The organism is Allobosea sp. LjRoot9, from assembly GCF_964252745.1.
Taxonomy (GTDB): Bacteria; Pseudomonadota; Alphaproteobacteria; order Rhizobiales; family Beijerinckiaceae; genus Allobosea.
In genome coordinates, this window is sequence record NZ_CAXUPC020000002.1 from 597,415 (window position 1) to 613,333 (window position 15,919).

The 15,919-nt window shown below is 65.9% G+C and carries 17 protein-coding genes; 8 read left to right on the forward strand and 9 right to left on the reverse strand.

The window, feature by feature from the left end; translation table 11 throughout:
- Positions 1 to 87: 87 nt before the first annotated feature.
- Both ACSQ3P_RS11435 and ACSQ3P_RS11440 read right to left on the reverse strand, forming a co-directional pair.
- On the reverse strand, positions 88 to 1,815 hold the full coding sequence (locus tag ACSQ3P_RS11435) for an MFS transporter (RefSeq protein ID WP_436165690.1): 1,728 nt from the start codon (positions 1,813 to 1,815) through the stop codon (positions 88 to 90).
- A 57-nt stretch (positions 1,816 to 1,872) separates the two neighbouring features.
- Positions 1,873 to 2,763 (reverse strand): sulfite oxidase heme-binding subunit YedZ, encoded by an 891-nt coding sequence (locus ACSQ3P_RS11440; protein ID WP_436165691.1) that lies wholly within the window; start codon positions 2,761 to 2,763, stop codon positions 1,873 to 1,875.
- A 120-nt stretch (positions 2,764 to 2,883) separates the two neighbouring features.
- On the opposite strand from ACSQ3P_RS11440, the gene ACSQ3P_RS11445 reads away from it, so the two are divergent.
- The 3 genes from ACSQ3P_RS11445 to ACSQ3P_RS11455 are packed head-to-tail and all read left to right on the forward strand — an operon-like array spanning position 2,884 to position 4,026.
- Complete coding sequence (locus ACSQ3P_RS11445; protein WP_436165692.1) at positions 2,884 to 3,159, forward strand: BrnT family toxin; 276 nt, start codon at positions 2,884 to 2,886, stop codon at positions 3,157 to 3,159.
- Positions 3,143 to 3,409, forward strand: a complete 267-nt coding sequence (locus ACSQ3P_RS11450; protein WP_069689743.1) for a BrnA antitoxin family protein — start codon at positions 3,143 to 3,145, stop codon at positions 3,407 to 3,409. Before ACSQ3P_RS11445 ends, ACSQ3P_RS11450 begins: the two co-directional genes overlap by 17 nt.
- Positions 3,406 to 4,026: an HAD family hydrolase gene (locus ACSQ3P_RS11455; protein WP_436165693.1), complete on the forward strand. Its 621-nt coding sequence runs from the start codon at positions 3,406 to 3,408 to the stop codon at positions 4,024 to 4,026. The genes ACSQ3P_RS11450 and ACSQ3P_RS11455 overlap by 4 nt, the downstream gene beginning before the upstream one ends.
- A 27-nt stretch (positions 4,027 to 4,053) precedes the next feature.
- Here ACSQ3P_RS11455 and ACSQ3P_RS11460 read toward each other — a convergent pair whose 3' ends face one another.
- The 3 genes from ACSQ3P_RS11460 to ACSQ3P_RS11470 form a co-directional block, all read right to left on the reverse strand.
- A complete protein-coding gene (locus tag ACSQ3P_RS11460; protein WP_436165694.1) occupies positions 4,054 to 5,181 on the reverse strand; it encodes a diguanylate cyclase domain-containing protein in 1,128 nt (375 codons plus the stop codon).
- 79 nt (positions 5,182 to 5,260) lie between these two features.
- Positions 5,261 to 7,066 (reverse strand): translation elongation factor 4, encoded by a 1,806-nt coding sequence (gene lepA / locus ACSQ3P_RS11465; protein WP_069693491.1) that lies wholly within the window; start codon positions 7,064 to 7,066, stop codon positions 5,261 to 5,263.
- A 68-nt stretch (positions 7,067 to 7,134) separates the two neighbouring features.
- Positions 7,135 to 7,920, reverse strand: coding sequence for a YiiX/YebB-like N1pC/P60 family cysteine hydrolase (locus ACSQ3P_RS11470; protein WP_436165695.1), 786 nt, complete (start codon positions 7,918 to 7,920; stop codon positions 7,135 to 7,137).
- 235 nt (positions 7,921 to 8,155) lie between these two features.
- Between ACSQ3P_RS11470 and ACSQ3P_RS11475 the strand changes: the two genes are divergently transcribed.
- Both ACSQ3P_RS11475 and ACSQ3P_RS11480 read left to right on the forward strand, forming a co-directional pair.
- Positions 8,156 to 8,722, forward strand: coding sequence for a helix-turn-helix domain-containing protein (locus ACSQ3P_RS11475; RefSeq protein WP_436165696.1), 567 nt, complete (start codon positions 8,156 to 8,158; stop codon positions 8,720 to 8,722).
- Between the two features lie 23 nt (positions 8,723 to 8,745).
- Entirely contained in the window at positions 8,746 to 9,276 is a 531-nt protein-coding gene (locus ACSQ3P_RS11480; RefSeq protein WP_436165697.1) for an N-acetyltransferase family protein, read from the forward strand.
- A gap of 22 nt (positions 9,277 to 9,298) precedes the next feature.
- On the opposite strand, the gene ACSQ3P_RS11485 is transcribed toward ACSQ3P_RS11480, so the two are convergent.
- The 3 genes from ACSQ3P_RS11485 to hrcA form a co-directional block, all read right to left on the reverse strand.
- A complete protein-coding gene (locus tag ACSQ3P_RS11485) occupies positions 9,299 to 9,550 on the reverse strand; it encodes a DUF3297 family protein (protein ID WP_092171487.1) in 252 nt (83 codons plus the stop codon).
- A 94-nt stretch (positions 9,551 to 9,644) separates the two neighbouring features.
- Complete coding sequence (locus tag ACSQ3P_RS11490; protein ID WP_436165698.1) at positions 9,645 to 10,256, reverse strand: ankyrin repeat domain-containing protein; 612 nt, start codon at positions 10,254 to 10,256, stop codon at positions 9,645 to 9,647.
- A gap of 44 nt (positions 10,257 to 10,300) precedes the next feature.
- Positions 10,301 to 11,386 (reverse strand): heat-inducible transcriptional repressor HrcA, encoded by a 1,086-nt coding sequence (gene hrcA, locus ACSQ3P_RS11495; RefSeq protein ID WP_436165699.1) that lies wholly within the window; start codon positions 11,384 to 11,386, stop codon positions 10,301 to 10,303.
- A gap of 393 nt (positions 11,387 to 11,779) precedes the next feature.
- Here hrcA and rph point away from each other — a divergent pair, with 393 nt between their 5' ends.
- From rph to hemW, 3 genes are all read left to right on the forward strand, one after another.
- Positions 11,780 to 12,496 carry a ribonuclease PH gene (gene rph / locus ACSQ3P_RS11500; RefSeq protein WP_436165700.1) on the forward strand — a complete coding sequence of 239 codons (717 nt, stop codon included), beginning with the start codon at positions 11,780 to 11,782 and terminating at the stop codon, positions 12,494 to 12,496.
- 215 nt (positions 12,497 to 12,711) lie between these two features.
- Positions 12,712 to 13,359, forward strand: a complete 648-nt coding sequence (gene rdgB, locus ACSQ3P_RS11505) for an RdgB/HAM1 family non-canonical purine NTP pyrophosphatase (RefSeq protein ID WP_436165701.1) — start codon at positions 12,712 to 12,714, stop codon at positions 13,357 to 13,359.
- On the forward strand, positions 13,356 to 14,558 hold the full coding sequence (hemW, locus tag ACSQ3P_RS11510; RefSeq protein WP_436165702.1) for a radical SAM family heme chaperone HemW: 1,203 nt from the start codon (positions 13,356 to 13,358) through the stop codon (positions 14,556 to 14,558). The genes rdgB and hemW overlap by 4 nt, the downstream gene beginning before the upstream one ends.
- An 86-nt stretch (positions 14,559 to 14,644) precedes the next feature.
- Here hemW and ACSQ3P_RS11515 read toward each other — a convergent pair whose 3' ends face one another.
- Complete coding sequence (locus tag ACSQ3P_RS11515; protein WP_436165703.1) at positions 14,645 to 15,877, reverse strand: penicillin-binding protein activator; 1,233 nt, start codon at positions 15,875 to 15,877, stop codon at positions 14,645 to 14,647.
- Positions 15,878 to 15,919 lie beyond the last annotated feature (42 nt).

A 15,919-nucleotide genomic window follows, 5' to 3' on the forward strand; every position in this document is an offset into this window, starting at 1 on the left:
TCAACGCTTGGATGAGAGACGGATTCAGACTTCAGATGGGATCCCTGCGTGATTCCAGCTGAAATCATCCGGCTCTAGCCCGATCGCTCACACCGAGCGCGGATCGCTCAGCGACTCCGTGATCATCTGAGCCTGCACCGCCGCCACGCGCGGCAGCGAGCCGGTCTGGCGCTCGATCATGCGGTGAACGACAGGCGGGTTCTCGCCCTTGTGCAAGGCGCGGACGCGATCGCCGATCTCGGCATCAGCCTGGGTGACGCGCTGGTTCTGGCGGATGTACTCGACCCAGGTCGGGCTGTCGTAGCGCTCGACCCAGAGCTCCGCATTGGTCAGATCGCGCAACAGCGTCCAGTGGCGCGCACCATCGCGGCGACGAATGCGGCGGCGCTCGGCCATCGCGTTGAGGAAAACGACGACGTCCTCCTCGCGGATCAGGTATTCGATGGTGACGATGACCGGTCCGCTGCGCGGCTCGATATCGACTGCGACCTTGGGCTCGCGCCAGCGGCTCAGCGGATCGAGGTTGAGCGCCTCCAGCGGCGGCAGGGCGTAGCGCAGGCCGAGCGCCGCGCCGACCAGAAGGATGACGGCCGCCATCAGCAGCGCCTGCTCGGTGCCGTAATGCAGGACCGCCCTGCCCCAGGCCCAGCTGCCGATCGCCATGCCGCCGAAGGCGCCCATCTGATAAAGCGCCAAGGCCCGACCGACGACCCAGCGCGGCGCCGAGAGCTGCACCGTGGCGTTGAAGGTCGAGAGCGTCAAAACCCAGCAGGCGCCGCCGACGCAGAGCGCCGGCATGGTCAGCCACAGGCTCGTGCTGACGGCGATCAGCGCAACGGAGACGGCAAAGGCGAGGAAAGTCATCCGCACCAGCGCCTCGGTGGTGAGCAACCGGCGCAGCCTTGCACTCATGAAGGCGCCGCCGACCGCACCGACCCCGAAGGCTCCGAGCAGCACGCCGAAGATCAGCGGACCGCCCTGGATGAGGTCGCGCGCGATCAGCGGCAGCAAGGCGAGAGCGACGATGCCGCCGAAGCCGAAGGCGAAGGCGCGCAGGATGACGCTGCGGATATTGGGCGACATCGCGACATAGCGCAGCCCCGCCCCCATCGCAATCCAGAGCGTCTCGCGCGGCAACAGGCGCTCGACCTTGGGCGGCCGCCAGCGCGCCAGCACCGTGATCAATGCAATATAGCTCAGCGCATTGATGGCGAAGGCAGCGAAGGCTCCGGCCGCCGCGACGATGGCGCCGCCGATCGCGGGCCCGACGCTGCGGGCGATGTTGAAGGCGACGCTATTCAGCGTCACCGCGGCGGGCACATCCCGGCGCGGCACCATATCGCCGACGGAAGACTGCCATGCCGGGTTGTTCAAGGCCGTGCCGCAGCCGATCAGGAAGGTGAAGGTCAGCAGCCACCAGGGCGTGATCAGCCCGGACCAGGAGAACACCGCGAGCGCGATCGAGACGACGAACATGAAGCCCTGCGCGGTCAACATGATCTTGCGGCGGTCGTAATTGTCAGAGACTGCGCCCGCAGCCAGCGAGAACAGCATCACCGGCAGCGTCGTCGAGGCCTGCACCAACGCGACCATGTCGGGCGAGGCCGCGATCGAGGTCATCATCCAGGAGGCGCCGACAGCCTGGATCAGCCCGCCGAAATTCGAGGCGAGGCTGGCGAACCAGACTTTGCGGAAGATCGGCTGCTGCAGCGGCACGAAGGGCGAGGTGCGCTCCGAGGACAATTCGATGCCCTCCGAGGCGAGATCAGCGGCGGCGACATCTTCGACAGGCTGGGCGTGAGGATCGACAGGCATGCCACAGGGTTAGAGCCTGCGGCGCGGGCTGCCAACCATGAAAGATCGGCTCCGCCTTCAAGCACCCGTCTGTGCCGGAACGCCATCGCTGCGACGCGCTCGGCGCGGCTTGGCCACTGGCGCCCGCCAGGCATGAACGGCCGCGACAGCAAGCCCAACCAGCGCCACCCAATGCCCCGGCCGCAGGAAGCCGAGATCCTGATAGACCACCACATCGGCATTGGCCTGGAAGACGTCCCAAGCCGAGACACCGCTCGTCAAGGCATACCAGGCCGTCTCGCAGAGCGCCGTGGCGAGCCCGGTCAAAAGCGCTGCCGCGATCAGCACCGGTGTGGTCGTCGCGATCTTCAATCGGTTCAGCCCGCGATAGAGCAAGAGCAGCGCGAAGAGCCCGTTCAGCAGCGCCGGCTGGGTGACGTCGATCTTCGACTGCAAGGCGAAATGCAGCAGGCCCAGCCCGGTGATCAGGTAGACGAGATTATGCAGGCGCTGCCAGTTCTTCGCGCCCATCCGGCGAATCATCCCGTCCGTCGAGGTGACGCCGAGCGCGGTCAGGCCGAGCAGCGCGGTGAAACCGATCGTCAGATAGAAGCGCTTGACGATCTCGGAGACGATCAGGCCCCAGTCGAAGGCGAGGTCGATGCAATAGAGCGTCAGATGCCCCGCTGCATAGGCCAGCACCGAGAGGCCGAGCATGCGGCGGATGCCCAGCAGCTTGCCCCAATCGAGAATGCGCCGGAGCGGCGAGACCGCAAGCGTGACCAGGAGCAATCGGATCGCCCAGGTGCCGGTATCGTGCACCGCCCGCGTCCAGGGCTTCGAGCCGAGCTGGCCGGTCCAGGCCTCATAGGCCAGGATCAAGGCCGGCACGAGCACCAGCGCGAAAGCAAGCGCACGCAAGGCCGAGAACCGCCCCTGCCGATCCAGCCATGGCAGCCATCCGTCCACGCCATTCTCCCGCTTACTGTTCGCCCTTTGCAGATACGCGACAGCCCTTGCCTCTGTCTTGCACGTCTGCACACAAGGACGTGAGGATGAAACTGGAATGTAACTACAAATCGTAGTAGCATGCCTGAATTCGAATGGGATCCCGAGAAGGACACTGCCAATGTCGCCAAGCATGGTGTCGCCTTCGAATTTGCAAAACGCATTTTCGAGGGACCGGTGCTGAGTTGGATCGATGACCGCGTCGATTATGGCGAGGTTCGCGAGATCAGCATTGGCGTCATCGATAGCTTTGTCATGCTCGTCGTCGTGCATACCGAGCGCGACGGCCGCATCCGCATCATCTCGGCCCGACCGGCCTCTCAAAAGGAAAGGCAGCGCTATGAAACCTCCCTATGACAAACCGCTGTCGCCCGAGGCTCTCGCCGCGCTCAAGGACGACGAAATCGATTTCAGCGACATCCCCGAACTGGACGAGACCTTCTGGAAGAATGCGAAGCTGGTCGAGCCCGACCGCACGCAACTGGTGACTTTGCGCGTCAAGAAATCGGTCCTGGAAGCCTATAAGGCCCAGGGCCGTGGCTATCAGACCCGCATGAACGCTGTTCTCGAAACCTATGCCCGTTCCCAACTCAAGCGGACTTCATGATGCCGACCCAAACCTCGCCCACCGTCGTCTTCGATGTCGGCAATGTCCTGCTCCGCTGGGATCCGCGCCTGCTCTATCGCGAATTGATTCCCGATCCCGCGAAGCTCGACTGGTTCATGCAGAATGTCTGCACCGCCGCCTGGAACATCGAGCAGGATCGCGGCCGCTCCTGGGAGGAGGCCGTGGCGCTGCTGGTCGCGGCCCATCCCGAATGGACGCACGAGATCAAGGCCTTCGACGAGCGCTGGCACGAGACGGTGCCCGGCGTGATCGAGGACAATGTCGCGCTGCTCGCCGAGCTCAAGGCTAAGGGCGAAAAGGTCTACGCCATCACCAATTTCTCGCGCGAGAAATGGGCGGAATGCCTGATCCGCTTCCCCTTCCTGCAAAGCTTCGACGGCGCGATCGTCTCGGCGCATGAAGGCCTGATCAAGCCGGATGTCGCGATCTACCGCACGCTGCTGGAGCGCTACGCCCTGAGCGCGCCCGACTGCATCTTCATCGACGACAGCCACAAGAATATCGAAGCGGCGCGCGCCGTCGGCATGAAGGCCGTGCACTTCGTCGAGCCGCTCGATCTGCGGGCGGAGCTGCGGGGGTTGGGCGTCCTGCTCTGAAGCGTCGTTTTCTCGGGACGCCTGCCCTCAAACGGCGTGGCAACCATCGAGAACCGGGGCAGCCTCCGACCAGCACCAGCGCCCGCCGCCATCGCGTTTGGCGGCGTAGAGGGCCATGTCCACGCGCTCCAGCAGAGAGCTACTCTCGGCCTCGCCGGGGCCAGCCAGGGCGATGCCGGCACTGGCGCCGATCGTCACCGCCTCGCCCAGATCGAACGGCTTGCCCAGCACCATCACGGCATGCCGGGCGAGGTTTTGCGCCGCGCTGACATCGGGCACGCCGGCCTGGAAGGGGAACAGCAGCATGAATTCGTCGCCACCCATGCGCGCCACGATGCCCTGCCCGCCCATGCAGCCGCGCAAGCGCTGCGCCACCTGGCGCAACAGCGCGTCGCCGGCATGGTGGCCGAGCCGGTCGTTGATCGGCTTGAAGCCATCGAGATCGAGCGCAATGACGACGTGGGGTGTATCGACCGACTCCAAAGCGGCAAGGAACGCCGCCCGATTCGGCAGCCCGGTGAGCACGTCATGGCTCGCCTGATGAGCCAAAGCGAGCTTGGCCTCCAGCCGGTCGATGAAGGCCGTGCTGAGATGACGCGAGGCCTCGCGCAGCGTGACCCAGAACAAGAGCAGCATCGCGGCGCCAAGCTTGTAAGGCAATTCGGGGCGCATGAAGCCACCGAGCGCGACCGGAGCCAGCAGCATTGCAGCGGTGAGCAGTACGATCCAGGGACGCACCGCTGCGCGCGAGACCATGCCGACACAAAACGACATCGCCAGACCGAAGCTGATCCAGGCGCCCGGGGCATCTCCGAGTTCGAGAGCACGATAGGAGAGTAGGCCGAGCGCGAGGCCGAAGGCGCTGGAGCGCAGCCCATAGGTGCGCTCCCAATGCAGCACCTCGGCCGGGGTCAATGGGCAGCCGCGCGGATAACGCAGCAAACCGGAGATGCGCAGCGCCGCCGTGAGCAGAACCAGAACCGCGATCACGGCATAGCCCTGGTCGCCACTGACCGTTGCGAGCGCCACGGCACCCATCAATGCCGTCAGCGCGATCGCGCCGACCTGGGGCAGCGCAGTGTAGAGAAGATCCACGAGCTCGCGATGCACGCTCGGGTGCAACGGCAAGGCGGGCGCGCGATTCGACCGGGGCATGCCCCGAGCCTTAGCCACAGCTTGCTAACCAGAGGTGGAGACGTTGCGTCAGCTTCCCCTCCACGCCTCTCCTGTAGCCTCAGCTATCCATCTTCAGCGCGGCGATGAAGGCTTCCTGCGGGATTTCGACCTTGCCGAACTGCCGCATCTTCTTCTTGCCTTCCTTCTGCTTCTCCAGAAGCTTGCGCTTGCGGGTGGCGTCGCCGCCATAGCATTTGGCGGTGACGTCCTTACGCAGGGCGCGGATGGTCTCGCGGGCGATGATCTTGCCGCCGATCGCCGCCTGCACCGGGATCTGGAACATGTGCGGCGGGATCAGTTCCTTGAGCTTCTCGCACATGGCGCGGCCGCGTGCGTCGGCGCGCGAGCGGTGCACCAGCATCGAGAGCGCATCGACCGGCTCGGCATTGACCAGGATCGACATGCGCACGAGGTCGCCCTCGCGATAGTCGGTGATGGCGTAGTCGAAGGAAGCATAGCCCTTCGAGATCGACTTCAGCCGGTCGTAGAAATCGAACACCACCTCGTTCAGCGGCAGGTCGTAGACGACCTTGGCGCGGGAGCCGACATAGGACAGGTCGGTCTGGACGCCGCGACGGTCCTGACAGAGCTTCAAAACCGAGCCGAGATATTCGTCGGGCGTGAAGATCGTCGCCTTGATCCAGGGTTCCTCGATCGTCTCGATCTTCATCACATCGGGCATGTCGGCCGGGTTGTGCAGTTCCAGCACCGAGCCGTCGCGCAGATTGAGATGGTAGACCACTGACGGCGCGGTCGAGATCAGGTTGAGGTTGAACTCGCGCTCCAGCCGCTCCTGGATGATCTCCAGATGCAGCAGCCCGAGAAACCCGCAACGGAAGCCGAAGCCGAGCGCCGCCGAGGTCTCCATCTCATAGGAGAAGCTGGCGTCGTTCAGGCGCAGCCGGCTCATCGCAGCCCGCAGCACCTCGAAATCGGCCGCATCGACCGGGAAGATGCCGCAGAACACCACCGGCTGCACCGGCTTGAAGCCGGGCAATGGGTTCGGCGTCTGGCGCTTGTCGTCGGTGATGGTGTCGCCGACCGCGGTGTCGGCGACCTCCTTGATCGAGGCGGTGAAGAAGCCGACTTCACCGGGGCCGAGCTCCTTGACCTCGAGCATCTTGGGCTTGAACACGCCGACGCGGTCGACGCCATAGGCGGCATTGGCCCGGATCATGCGGATGGTCATGTTCTTCTTCAGCACGCCGTCGATGACGCGCACCAGAACGACGACGCCGAGATAGGCGTCGTACCATGAGTCGACCAGCAGGCATTTCAGCGGCGCATCGATGTCGCCCTTGGGCGCCGGCAGCCTGGTGACGATAGCCTCCAGCACGCCCTCGATGTTGATGCCGGTCTTGGCCGAGATCGGCACGGCCTCGGAGGCGTCGAGCCCGATCACGTCCTCGATCTGCTGCTTGATGCGCTCGGGCTCGGCGGCAGGCAGGTCGATCTTGTTCAGGACCGTAACGATCTCATGGCCCGCATCGAGCGCCTGATAGACGTTGGCAAGCGTCTGCGCCTCGACGCCCTGCGAGGCGTCGACGACCAAGAGAGACCCTTCGCAGGCCGCCAGCGAGCGTGAGACCTCATAGGCGAAGTCGACATGGCCGGGCGTGTCCATCAGGTTCAGGATGTAATCCTTGCCATCCTGGGCGCGGTAGTCGAGCCGCACCGTCTGGGCCTTGATGGTGATGCCGCGCTCTTTCTCGATATCCATCGAGTCGAGCATCTGCTCGCTCATATCGCGCGCCGCCACCGTGCCGGTGGTCTGGATCAGCCGGTCGGCCAGCGTCGATTTGCCGTGGTCGATATGCGCCACGATCGAGAAATTGCGGATGTTGTCGAAACTGCGGGTGCTCATGGGCGCGCAATAGCAGCGATGCCGCATCCCGCCAAGGGTTTGCCGCCAACGGTTTGCGGCGTTTGCGGCTATTCCGCCGCGGCAAGTTGCTGCTGGGCCGGGCAGGGCTCCAGCGCCCAGGTCAGGGCGCGATAGTCGAAGCCGCTCTCCAGTGTCGGCTTCACGACTGCGAAATAGGGCGAGATGTCGAAATCGCGCGGCATGTAGAGCGAATGGTGCCGGATATGCAGGATCTCCTCGAAATCCTCCTTGTCCATCGCCTGCGCATATTCGACGGTCGGCAGCACGGGATAACGCGCCGCCTCAAAAGCCTGCGCGATCAGGGTGGAACAGATCGCCCGCGTCGGATCGCCCGAGCCCAGCGCGATCATGCGCCGGCGCCATGATGGCGGGGCCCAGGGGATCGGGATCAGCCAGCGCATCAGATCGAGGATGTTCTTGAGGTCGTACTGGGTGCCGAGCCGCTCCAGCACATAATCGACGACAATGGCACGGCCCTCGCGGTCAAGCGCCTGGGGACGGCAGATGCGGGTGCCGAAAGCGCCGTATTTCGACAGCGGCGAGAGCACGCAGCCGACGTCCATCTCGACCTCGGCCAGCACCAGCGGCTCGCCCTGCTCGCTGAACTGCCCGGTCTCCCCGACGTAAAGAGCCGCATGCGACCAGGTCGATTGCGTCAGATACTTGATCGCGGCCGAGACCTTCATGCTGCCTTCGACCAGCAGGACATCGCCCGGCCGCAACGCCGATTGCAACCGGGCCAGCGCCTTGGCGTCGACCGGGCGGGCTTCCGGCTTGCCGCGGGTGATGAACCCGACGACGGAACGCCCGAGAAGTTCAAGACCGCGATTCATGGCCGCTTCCCCCGTGTCGCTTCTTTCGCGACCCGCGCCCTTCAAGAGCGTCGTTTGAGGCTCATCAAAGCGCGGATTCCTGAATCTTTCCGGAAACGCGACCTGTCGCGGCGCCCAGACTTGGAAATGTGGTGAAAGCCGAGTTCACGCTGCGTCAGAAGCAAGCGACGACGAAGGCCCATGTTTGGGCTTGACATTCTCATATAGTAGAATAATTCTCAGTATCATGGAAATGATGGATGACCTCGAACTCGATCAGCGGCTCGGCGCGCGCATCAAGGCGCTGCGCCAGAGCCGCAGCCTGACGCTCGACATGCTGGCCGAACGCTCGGGCGTCAGCCGCGCGATGATCTCGCGGGTGGAGCGGGGCGAATCGAGCCCGACGGCCGCGCTGCTGGACCGGATCTGCGCCGGCCTCGGAATTGTTCTCTCGGTACTGTTTCGCGACGAGGGCCATGCCGGCCCGCTCGCGCGGCGCGCCGATCAGTCGGTCTGGACCGATCCGGCCAGCGGCTATGTCCGGCGCAACGTCTCTCCCGCAGGAACCGGCTCGGGGATCGAGATCGTCGATGTCGAGATGCCGGCGGGCGGGCGCGTGCTGCTCGACGCACCGCGCAGCGCCCATCGGCTCGACCAGCAGGTCTGGGTTCTGGCCGGCGAGATGGTGGTCACGCTTGGTGGCATCGAGCACCGGCTGGCGGCGGGAGATTGCCTGCAGATGCTGCTCGACGGGCCGATCGCCTACCACAACCCCGGCAGTGTGCCCGCCCGCTATGCCGTCGTGCTGACCACCTCCGGCTGAACGCCGCCCAAAGGATGAAGCTGATGCCGGTTGATGCCATCGTGATCGAAACGCTCGCCCCGGAGGCCGCCAGCAACGCCATCCCGGCGCTGGTCGAGATCCTGCGCGACAGCGTCGCGAACGGGGCCTCTGTCGGCTTCATGGCGTGGAATACGCCGGAGGATTACCGCGGCTTCTGGACCGGGGTCATCGACGAGGTCGGCGCTGGCCGCACGGTGCTGCTGATCGCAAGGTTGGCCGGGGAGATCGTCGGCACGGCGCAGCTTCAGCTGATCGGCAAGCCCAACCAGCCGCACCGCGCCGAGATCGCCAAGGTGCTGGTGCACTCCTCGGCACGGCGTCAGGGCCTCGGCGAAAAGCTGATGCGCGCGGCCGAAGATGCAGCGCACAATGCCGGGCGCACGCTTCTGGTGCTCGACACTGACGAGGCCGGCGCGGCCCGGCGGCTCTATGGCCGCCTCGGCTGGACCGAGGTCGGCACGATTCCCCGCTTCGCCCTGATGCCGGACGGCCGCGATTGCGGCTCGACCTTCTTCTACAAGACGATCGGCTGATACAAGACGTAGGCTGAGCCTCTCAGGCCTCGGGCGCGGCCTGGCGGAAATAGGGCTCGACCTCGCCCTTGAGCTTCACCGTCATCGGATTGCCGAAGCGGTCCTTGGCATTGCCGGCGGTGAGGCGCACCCAGCCCTCGCTGACGCAATACTCCTCGACATTGGTCTTATCGACGCCCTTGAAGCGCACGCCGATATCGCGGGCGAGCAGCTCCTCATTGTAATGCGGGCTGTTGGGGTTCGAGGAGAGACGGTCGGGGAGCGTGTCGGTCATCTGATAAAGCCTTGACGTGCAGATTTCGGGCGGCAGGAAGGCCGCGTTGGCGGCAGAGGTAGCGCGAACCGGCGGCGATGCCAAATCGAGCGTGTCAGCCGCCACCGGCCTGCTCGATAAGCGCCGCCACCGCGCGCTGGCCCCTCTGGCGAGCATGGGCGAGCGGCGACACGCCATCCTTGTCGGCGAGACGGGGATTGGCTCCGGCATCGAGCACGAGCTTTGCCACCTGCTGATGGCGCGGGCCGCCATCACCGAGGATCACGATTTCCAGCAGGCAGGTCCAGCCGAGATCATTGACGTGATCGAGGTCGATGCCGCTGGTCAGCAGCAGCTTCACGGCCTCGACATGAGCGCGCTCGCAGGCGGGAATCAGGGCGTTGCCACCATAGCGGTTGCGGATCGTCAGATCGGGCTTGCGCGGCAGCATCACTGCTATGATCTCGGCACGTCCCAACGCCCCGGCCAGAAGCCAGGGCGTGTCGCGATTGGCGGCCTGCGTATTCGGGCTCGCACCGGCATCGAGCAAGGCCTTGGCGGTCGCGACATGGTTTCCGGCAACGGCCAGCAGAAGAGCGGAGCGACCCTGCGAGTCCTGTGCTTCGAGCGGAGCGCCGGCCACGACGAGCCTGGCCACCTCGTCGGCGCGTCCTGCGGCTGCGGCATCGATCAATGCAGGCCCTGCAGCAGCGGCGGCGGTCGTCATCAGCATCAAACCCAAAAGCGCTGCACGCAGGCAGCCGACACGCATTACCGCCCGCCGTCGAGCAGCCGCCCGACCACCTTGGCGGTATAGTCGACCATCGGCACGATGCGGGCGTAGTTCAGCCGTGTCGGGCCGATGATGCCGACGACACCGACGATGCGCTGCTCCGCGTCGCGGAAGGGCGCGGCCACCATCGAGGAGCCCGACATCGAGAACAGCTTGTTCTCGGAACCGATGAAGATGCGCACGCCATCGCCGGCCTCGGCCCGGGAGAGCAGATCGATGACATCGGTCTGCGTCTCGAGATCGCCGAAGAGCAGGCGGATGCGCTCGAGATCCTCCTGCGCCTTCAGGTCCTCCAGCAGATTGGCCTGGCCGCGCACGATCAGATGGCGGTCGGTCGAGGGACCCGACGAGGTCGCGATGCCGCTCTCGACGAGCTTTGCGGTCAGCGCATCGAGCTCGCTTTCCATCTCAGCGCGGTGCTCGGCGATCTCGCGGCGCAGATCGCCCAGCGTCTTGCCCATGATGCGGGCGTTGAGGAAATTCGCGGCCTCCGTCAGCGCCGAGGCCGGCAGGCCGGGCGGCAAGGCGAGCAGCCGGTTCTCGACCGTGCCGTCATCGGCCACCAGCACGACGAGCGCACGAGCGGGATCGAGCCGGACGAATTCGATATGCTTGAGGCGGGCATTGGCCTTGGTGGTGACGACGACGCCGGCGCCGCGCGAGAGGCCCGAGAGCAGGGCCGAGGCCTCTGTCAGCGTCGCATCGAGCGTGCGGTTGGTGGCGGCGGCCTTCATCTGCGCCTCGATGCGGGTGCGCTCGTCGGAGGTGAGGTTGCCGACCTCCATCATGGCATCGACGAAGAAGCGCAGGCCTCGTTCCGTGGGCAGGCGCCCGGCAGAGGTATGCGGCGCATAGATCAACCCGGCCAGTTCGAGGTCGGTCATGACGTTGCGCACGGTCGCAGGCGACAGCGTCATCGGCAGCAAGCGAGCGATGTTGCGCGAGCCGACCGGCTCCCCGGTGGTGAGGTAGCCGTCGATGATCTGACGGAAAATCTCGCGCGAGCGCTGATCGGTCTCGATCAGGCCGCCGGGGGATTCAGGGCGCGGCGTATGGGCGCTCATTTCAGCGATAAAATGGCTGTGACATGCGGTTATTGTCGGCTCTGACCTGCGAGGGATCAAGCGGAAACGGCAAATGAAGGCTGCGGGGAACTCTTCTCCCGCGAGGAGAGGAGCGGCGTGTCAGTCTCGGGCGGAGCCAGGGCGCGCTTCCCTTCTCCCCTCGCGGGAGAAGGTGGATCGGCGAAGCCGAGACGGATGAGGGGGCGCTGTGAGCTTTCCAACTAGCTGAACACGACGCCAACCGGACAGGGCACGGCGCCCCCTCATCCGGCGCTGCGCGCCACCTTCTCCTGCCAGGGGAGAAGGGAGAAGCGTCACGTATCCAGCCCCAACCTTGCCGCCCCCGGCTCAACCGCTTACAAGCCGCCAACTTCGAACAATCAGGATGCTCCCATGCGACCCTCCAAACGCGCGGCCGACGAAATGCGCAAGGTCACGCTCGAACGCGGCGTGGTGCGCTATGCCGAGGGTTCCTGCATGGTCTCATTCGGCGAGACCCGGGTGCTCTGCGCCGCGACGGTGGAAGAAAAGGGTCCGCCCTGGCTGCGCGGCACCGGCAAGGGCTGGGTCACCGCCGAATATGCGATGCTGCCGCGCGCGACGCATGAGCGCAATCGCCGTGAGGTCACCTCCGGCAAGCCGTCGGGCCGCACACAGGAGATCCAGCGGCTGGTCGGGCGCTCGCTTCGCGCCGTGGTCGACCTGACCGCGATCGGCGAGCGCCAGATCGTAGTCGATTGCGACGTGCTCCAGGCCGATGGCGGCACCCGCACGGCCTCGATCACCGGGGCGTGGGTCGCGCTGCATGACGCGCTGAAATGGATGGAGGGCCGCTCCATGCTGAAGGGCTCCAACCCGCTCAAGGACCATGTCGCAGCGATTTCCTGCGGCATCGTCGCCGGCAATCCGGTGCTCGATCTCGACTATATCGAGGATTCCGGCGCGCAGACCGATGCGAACTTCGTCATCACCGGCGGCGGTGGCCTTGTGGAAGTGCAGGGAACGGCCGAAGGCGCACCCTTCTCGGAGGAGGAGCTTCTGGCGCTGCTCAAGCTCGCCAAGGGCGGCGTGAGCAGGCTTGTCGCGTTGCAGAAGGCAGCGGTGGCGTAAGAGGGAAGCGGCGATGGATTGGCTGACGACGCTTTCAGGAGTTGTGGTCGGCCTTGTCATCGTCGGAGCGATCATCGTTCTGGCATTCAGGGCCGAGCGCAAACCACGCCGAAAGCCGTCTCGATTCGCTCCTCCGTCCGGCAATTCAGATCACGCCGCGAGTGCCGGAACACCACCGGATAGCGGCAATCCCTAGAGATGAAGAGGCAAAGACCGTGACCAGCCACCGCCTCCTCACTGGCAAGGTCGTGATCGCGACCCATAACCAGGGTAAATTGCGCGAGATGCGCGATTTGCTCGAGCCTTACGGCATCGAGCTGGTCTCGGCCGGCGAGCTCGGCCTGCCCGAGCCGGACGAGGACGGCTACATGTTCGCCGAGAACGCCGCGATCAAGGCAGTCGCCGCGACCAAGGCCTCCGGCCTGCCGGCGCTCTCCGACGATTCCGGCATCTGCATCGATGCGCTCGACGGCGCGCCGGGCCTGTTCTCTGCCAATTGGGCCGGTCCGGGCAAGGACTTCGCACCGGCGCTCGCCCGCGTACAAGTCGAGCTGTCCAAGCGCGGCGCGACCGCGCCCGACAAGCGCCGGGCGCATTTCGTCTCGGCGCTGGTGATCGCCTGGCCCGACGGGCATCAGGAACTGTTCGAGGGCCGCGTTTTCGGCGAGATCGTCGATGCACCGCGCGGGCTCGGCGGCTTCGGCTATGACCCGATCTTCCGGCCGGACGGTCACGCCAAAACCTTCGGTGAAATGGCCACGCACGAAAAGCACGGCATTCCCGAGGATGGTTCGGCCGGGCTCTCACATCGGGCGCGTGCCTTCCACGAACTCGCCGCCGCCTGCCTGAGGAAGCCCTCATGACCAACGCGGCCGCCTTCACCGAGCGGCCAGGCGCGATCCTGCATCCGACCGCGGATGCCGGTTTCGCGGTCTATGTGCATTGGCCATTCTGCCTGGCCAAATGCCCTTATTGCGACTTCAACTCCCATGTCCGGCATGCGCCGCCCGACCAGGCGCGCTATGTCGCGGCCTTCCGGCGCGAGATCGCCCATCGTGCAGAGCTCACGCCCGGCCGCACGGTCTCCTCGATCTTCTTTGGCGGCGGCACGCCGTCCCTGATGGAAGGCCGTACGGTTGGTGCGATCCTCGATGCGATCGGCGAGCATTGGGCCGTCGATCCCCATTGCGAGGTCTCGCTGGAGGCCAACCCGACCAGCGTCGAGGCCGGGCGCTTCCAGGATTTCCGCGCGGCCGGCGTCAACCGCGTGTCGCTCGGCGTACAGGCGCTGAACGACGCCGACCTCAAGGCGCTGGGCCGGATGCATTCGACGCAGGAGGCACTGGATGCTGTCGCGATCGCGCGCAAATATTTCGAGCGCTACTCCTTCGACCTGATCTATGCCCGCTCGGTCGAGCAGACGCCGGCCTTGTGGCGCGCCGAGCTCGAACTCGCGATCAGCCATGCGGCCGAGCATCTCTCGCTCTACCAGCTCACCATCGAGCCCGACACGGCCTTCGAGCGGCTGTTCAAGGCCGGCAAGCTCGCGATCCCCGATCACGAGGCGGGGGCAGCGCTCTACGAAGTCACGCAGGAGATCACGGCCAAGCACGGCATGCCGGTCTACGAGATCTCGAACCACGCCAAACCCGGCGCCGAATGCCGGCACAATCTGGTCTATTGGCGCTATGGCGAATATGCCGGCATCGGGCCCGGCGCGCATGGCCGATTGGTGACGGCGCAGGGCCGCATGGCGCATTCGACCGAAAAGAGCCCGGAAGCCTGGCTGACCCGCGTCGAAGCGGAAGGGCATGCGCTGGTCGAGGACGAGCTGCTGAACGCCGAAGCCCAGGGCGACGAGTACCTGCTGATGGGGCTGAGGCTGGTCGAGGGCATCGACCCGGCCGTATTCAAGGCCCTGTCCGGGCGGAGTTTGCGCGAACCCCGCGTCACGAGCCTGATCCTGGATGGGCTGCTGACCCGAAAGCCCGGCGGCAAGCTCGCGGCGACCCCCGACGGCGCGCTGCTGCTCAACGCGCTGGTGGCTGATCTGGCGGCGTGAAGCGCCGTCATTCCCGGGCGAAGCTAAGCAGACCCGAGAATCTTTTTCATGAGATGCTCGGGTCAAGCCCGAGCATGACGGAAGGCTTACTGCGTCTTCGGCCCGAGATCGCGCGGGGCGGCGTTGACCGTGACGATCTGGCCGTTACGCAGCTCCAGCACCGCCAGCCCGCGCTCGTTCTGGCCATCGGGCCGGAAGCGGAAGACGCCGTCGGCGCCCGCAAAGCCCGAGGCGTTGGTCAGTACGGCTTCCGAGAAGCGCTGCGAACCTTGCGTACGGGCAAGCGCGGCGGCCAATGAGACCGCGTCATAGGCCAGGGTCGCGGTGCGGGTCGGGGCGCTGTTGAAGCGCTGCTGGTAGCGCCCGGCGAAGGCGTTGAAGCCGGCCGTGTCGGGCGAGGCGAACCAGCCGCCCTGGATCGCCGGAACGCGCGCAACCGCGCCGTCGTTCCAGACGCCGGTGCCCAGCGGCTTGACCTTGGTCGGGTCGAACCCGCCCTGCTGCAAGGCCAGGCCCAGGGCCGGCATGGTGTCGGCGGCAGCCGGCACGAACAGCGCGTCGGCCTGCGGCAGCGACGGAGCGAGCCTGCCGACCGCCGCGCGCATGCTGTTGGCGTCGCCGCCGAAGCGCTCGATCGCCACAGTGCGCGCGCCGCGGTCGGCGACGGCCTGCTGGAAGGCAGCCTCGACGACCTTGCCGTAAGCGGTGTCCGGCACCAGCGCGGCGAAGGATTTCTTCCCCTGCGCAGAGGCGTAAGCGATGACGCGGTTGACGTCGTTCTCGGGCGGGAAGGACAGCAGGTAGACGCCACGCGTCGCGACATTGCTGTCGCTGGAGAAGGCCATGACCGGGCGGTTGGCAGAGCGCGCGACCTGCGCCGCAGCCTGGACGGAGGGCGCAAAGAGCGGGCCGATGATCAGTTCGGCGCCCTCGCGCAGAGCCTCCTGGGTTCCAGCCTGCGCGCCTTCGGGCGTGCCGCGATCATCCTTGACCAGCAAGGTTAGGTCGGCTCCGGGGAATTCGGCGAGTGCCATCTCGGCCGCGTTGCGCAGCGAATTGCCGACCACGGCGCCCTGCCCTTCCGCCGTCAGCGGCAAGATGAGGCCTACCTTGACCTTGCCATTGCCGATCGTCTGGCCGGAGCTCGTCGGCTGGCCCTGGGCTGTTCCCGCAGAGCCCGTGTCGAAGCCCGGCATGCCCGACGGGCCACCGCTGCAGGCGGCGAGCGCGAGCGAGGCGAAGACCGCCAGCGCCGGGATGCGCAGAGACAAGATCGGAGCGAGGTGCCAGGGGCGCAACACGAGGCGATCTCCAGTCATGAGCCGAACTCTGGACCTAAAACTTATGAACCAGTGCGGCGA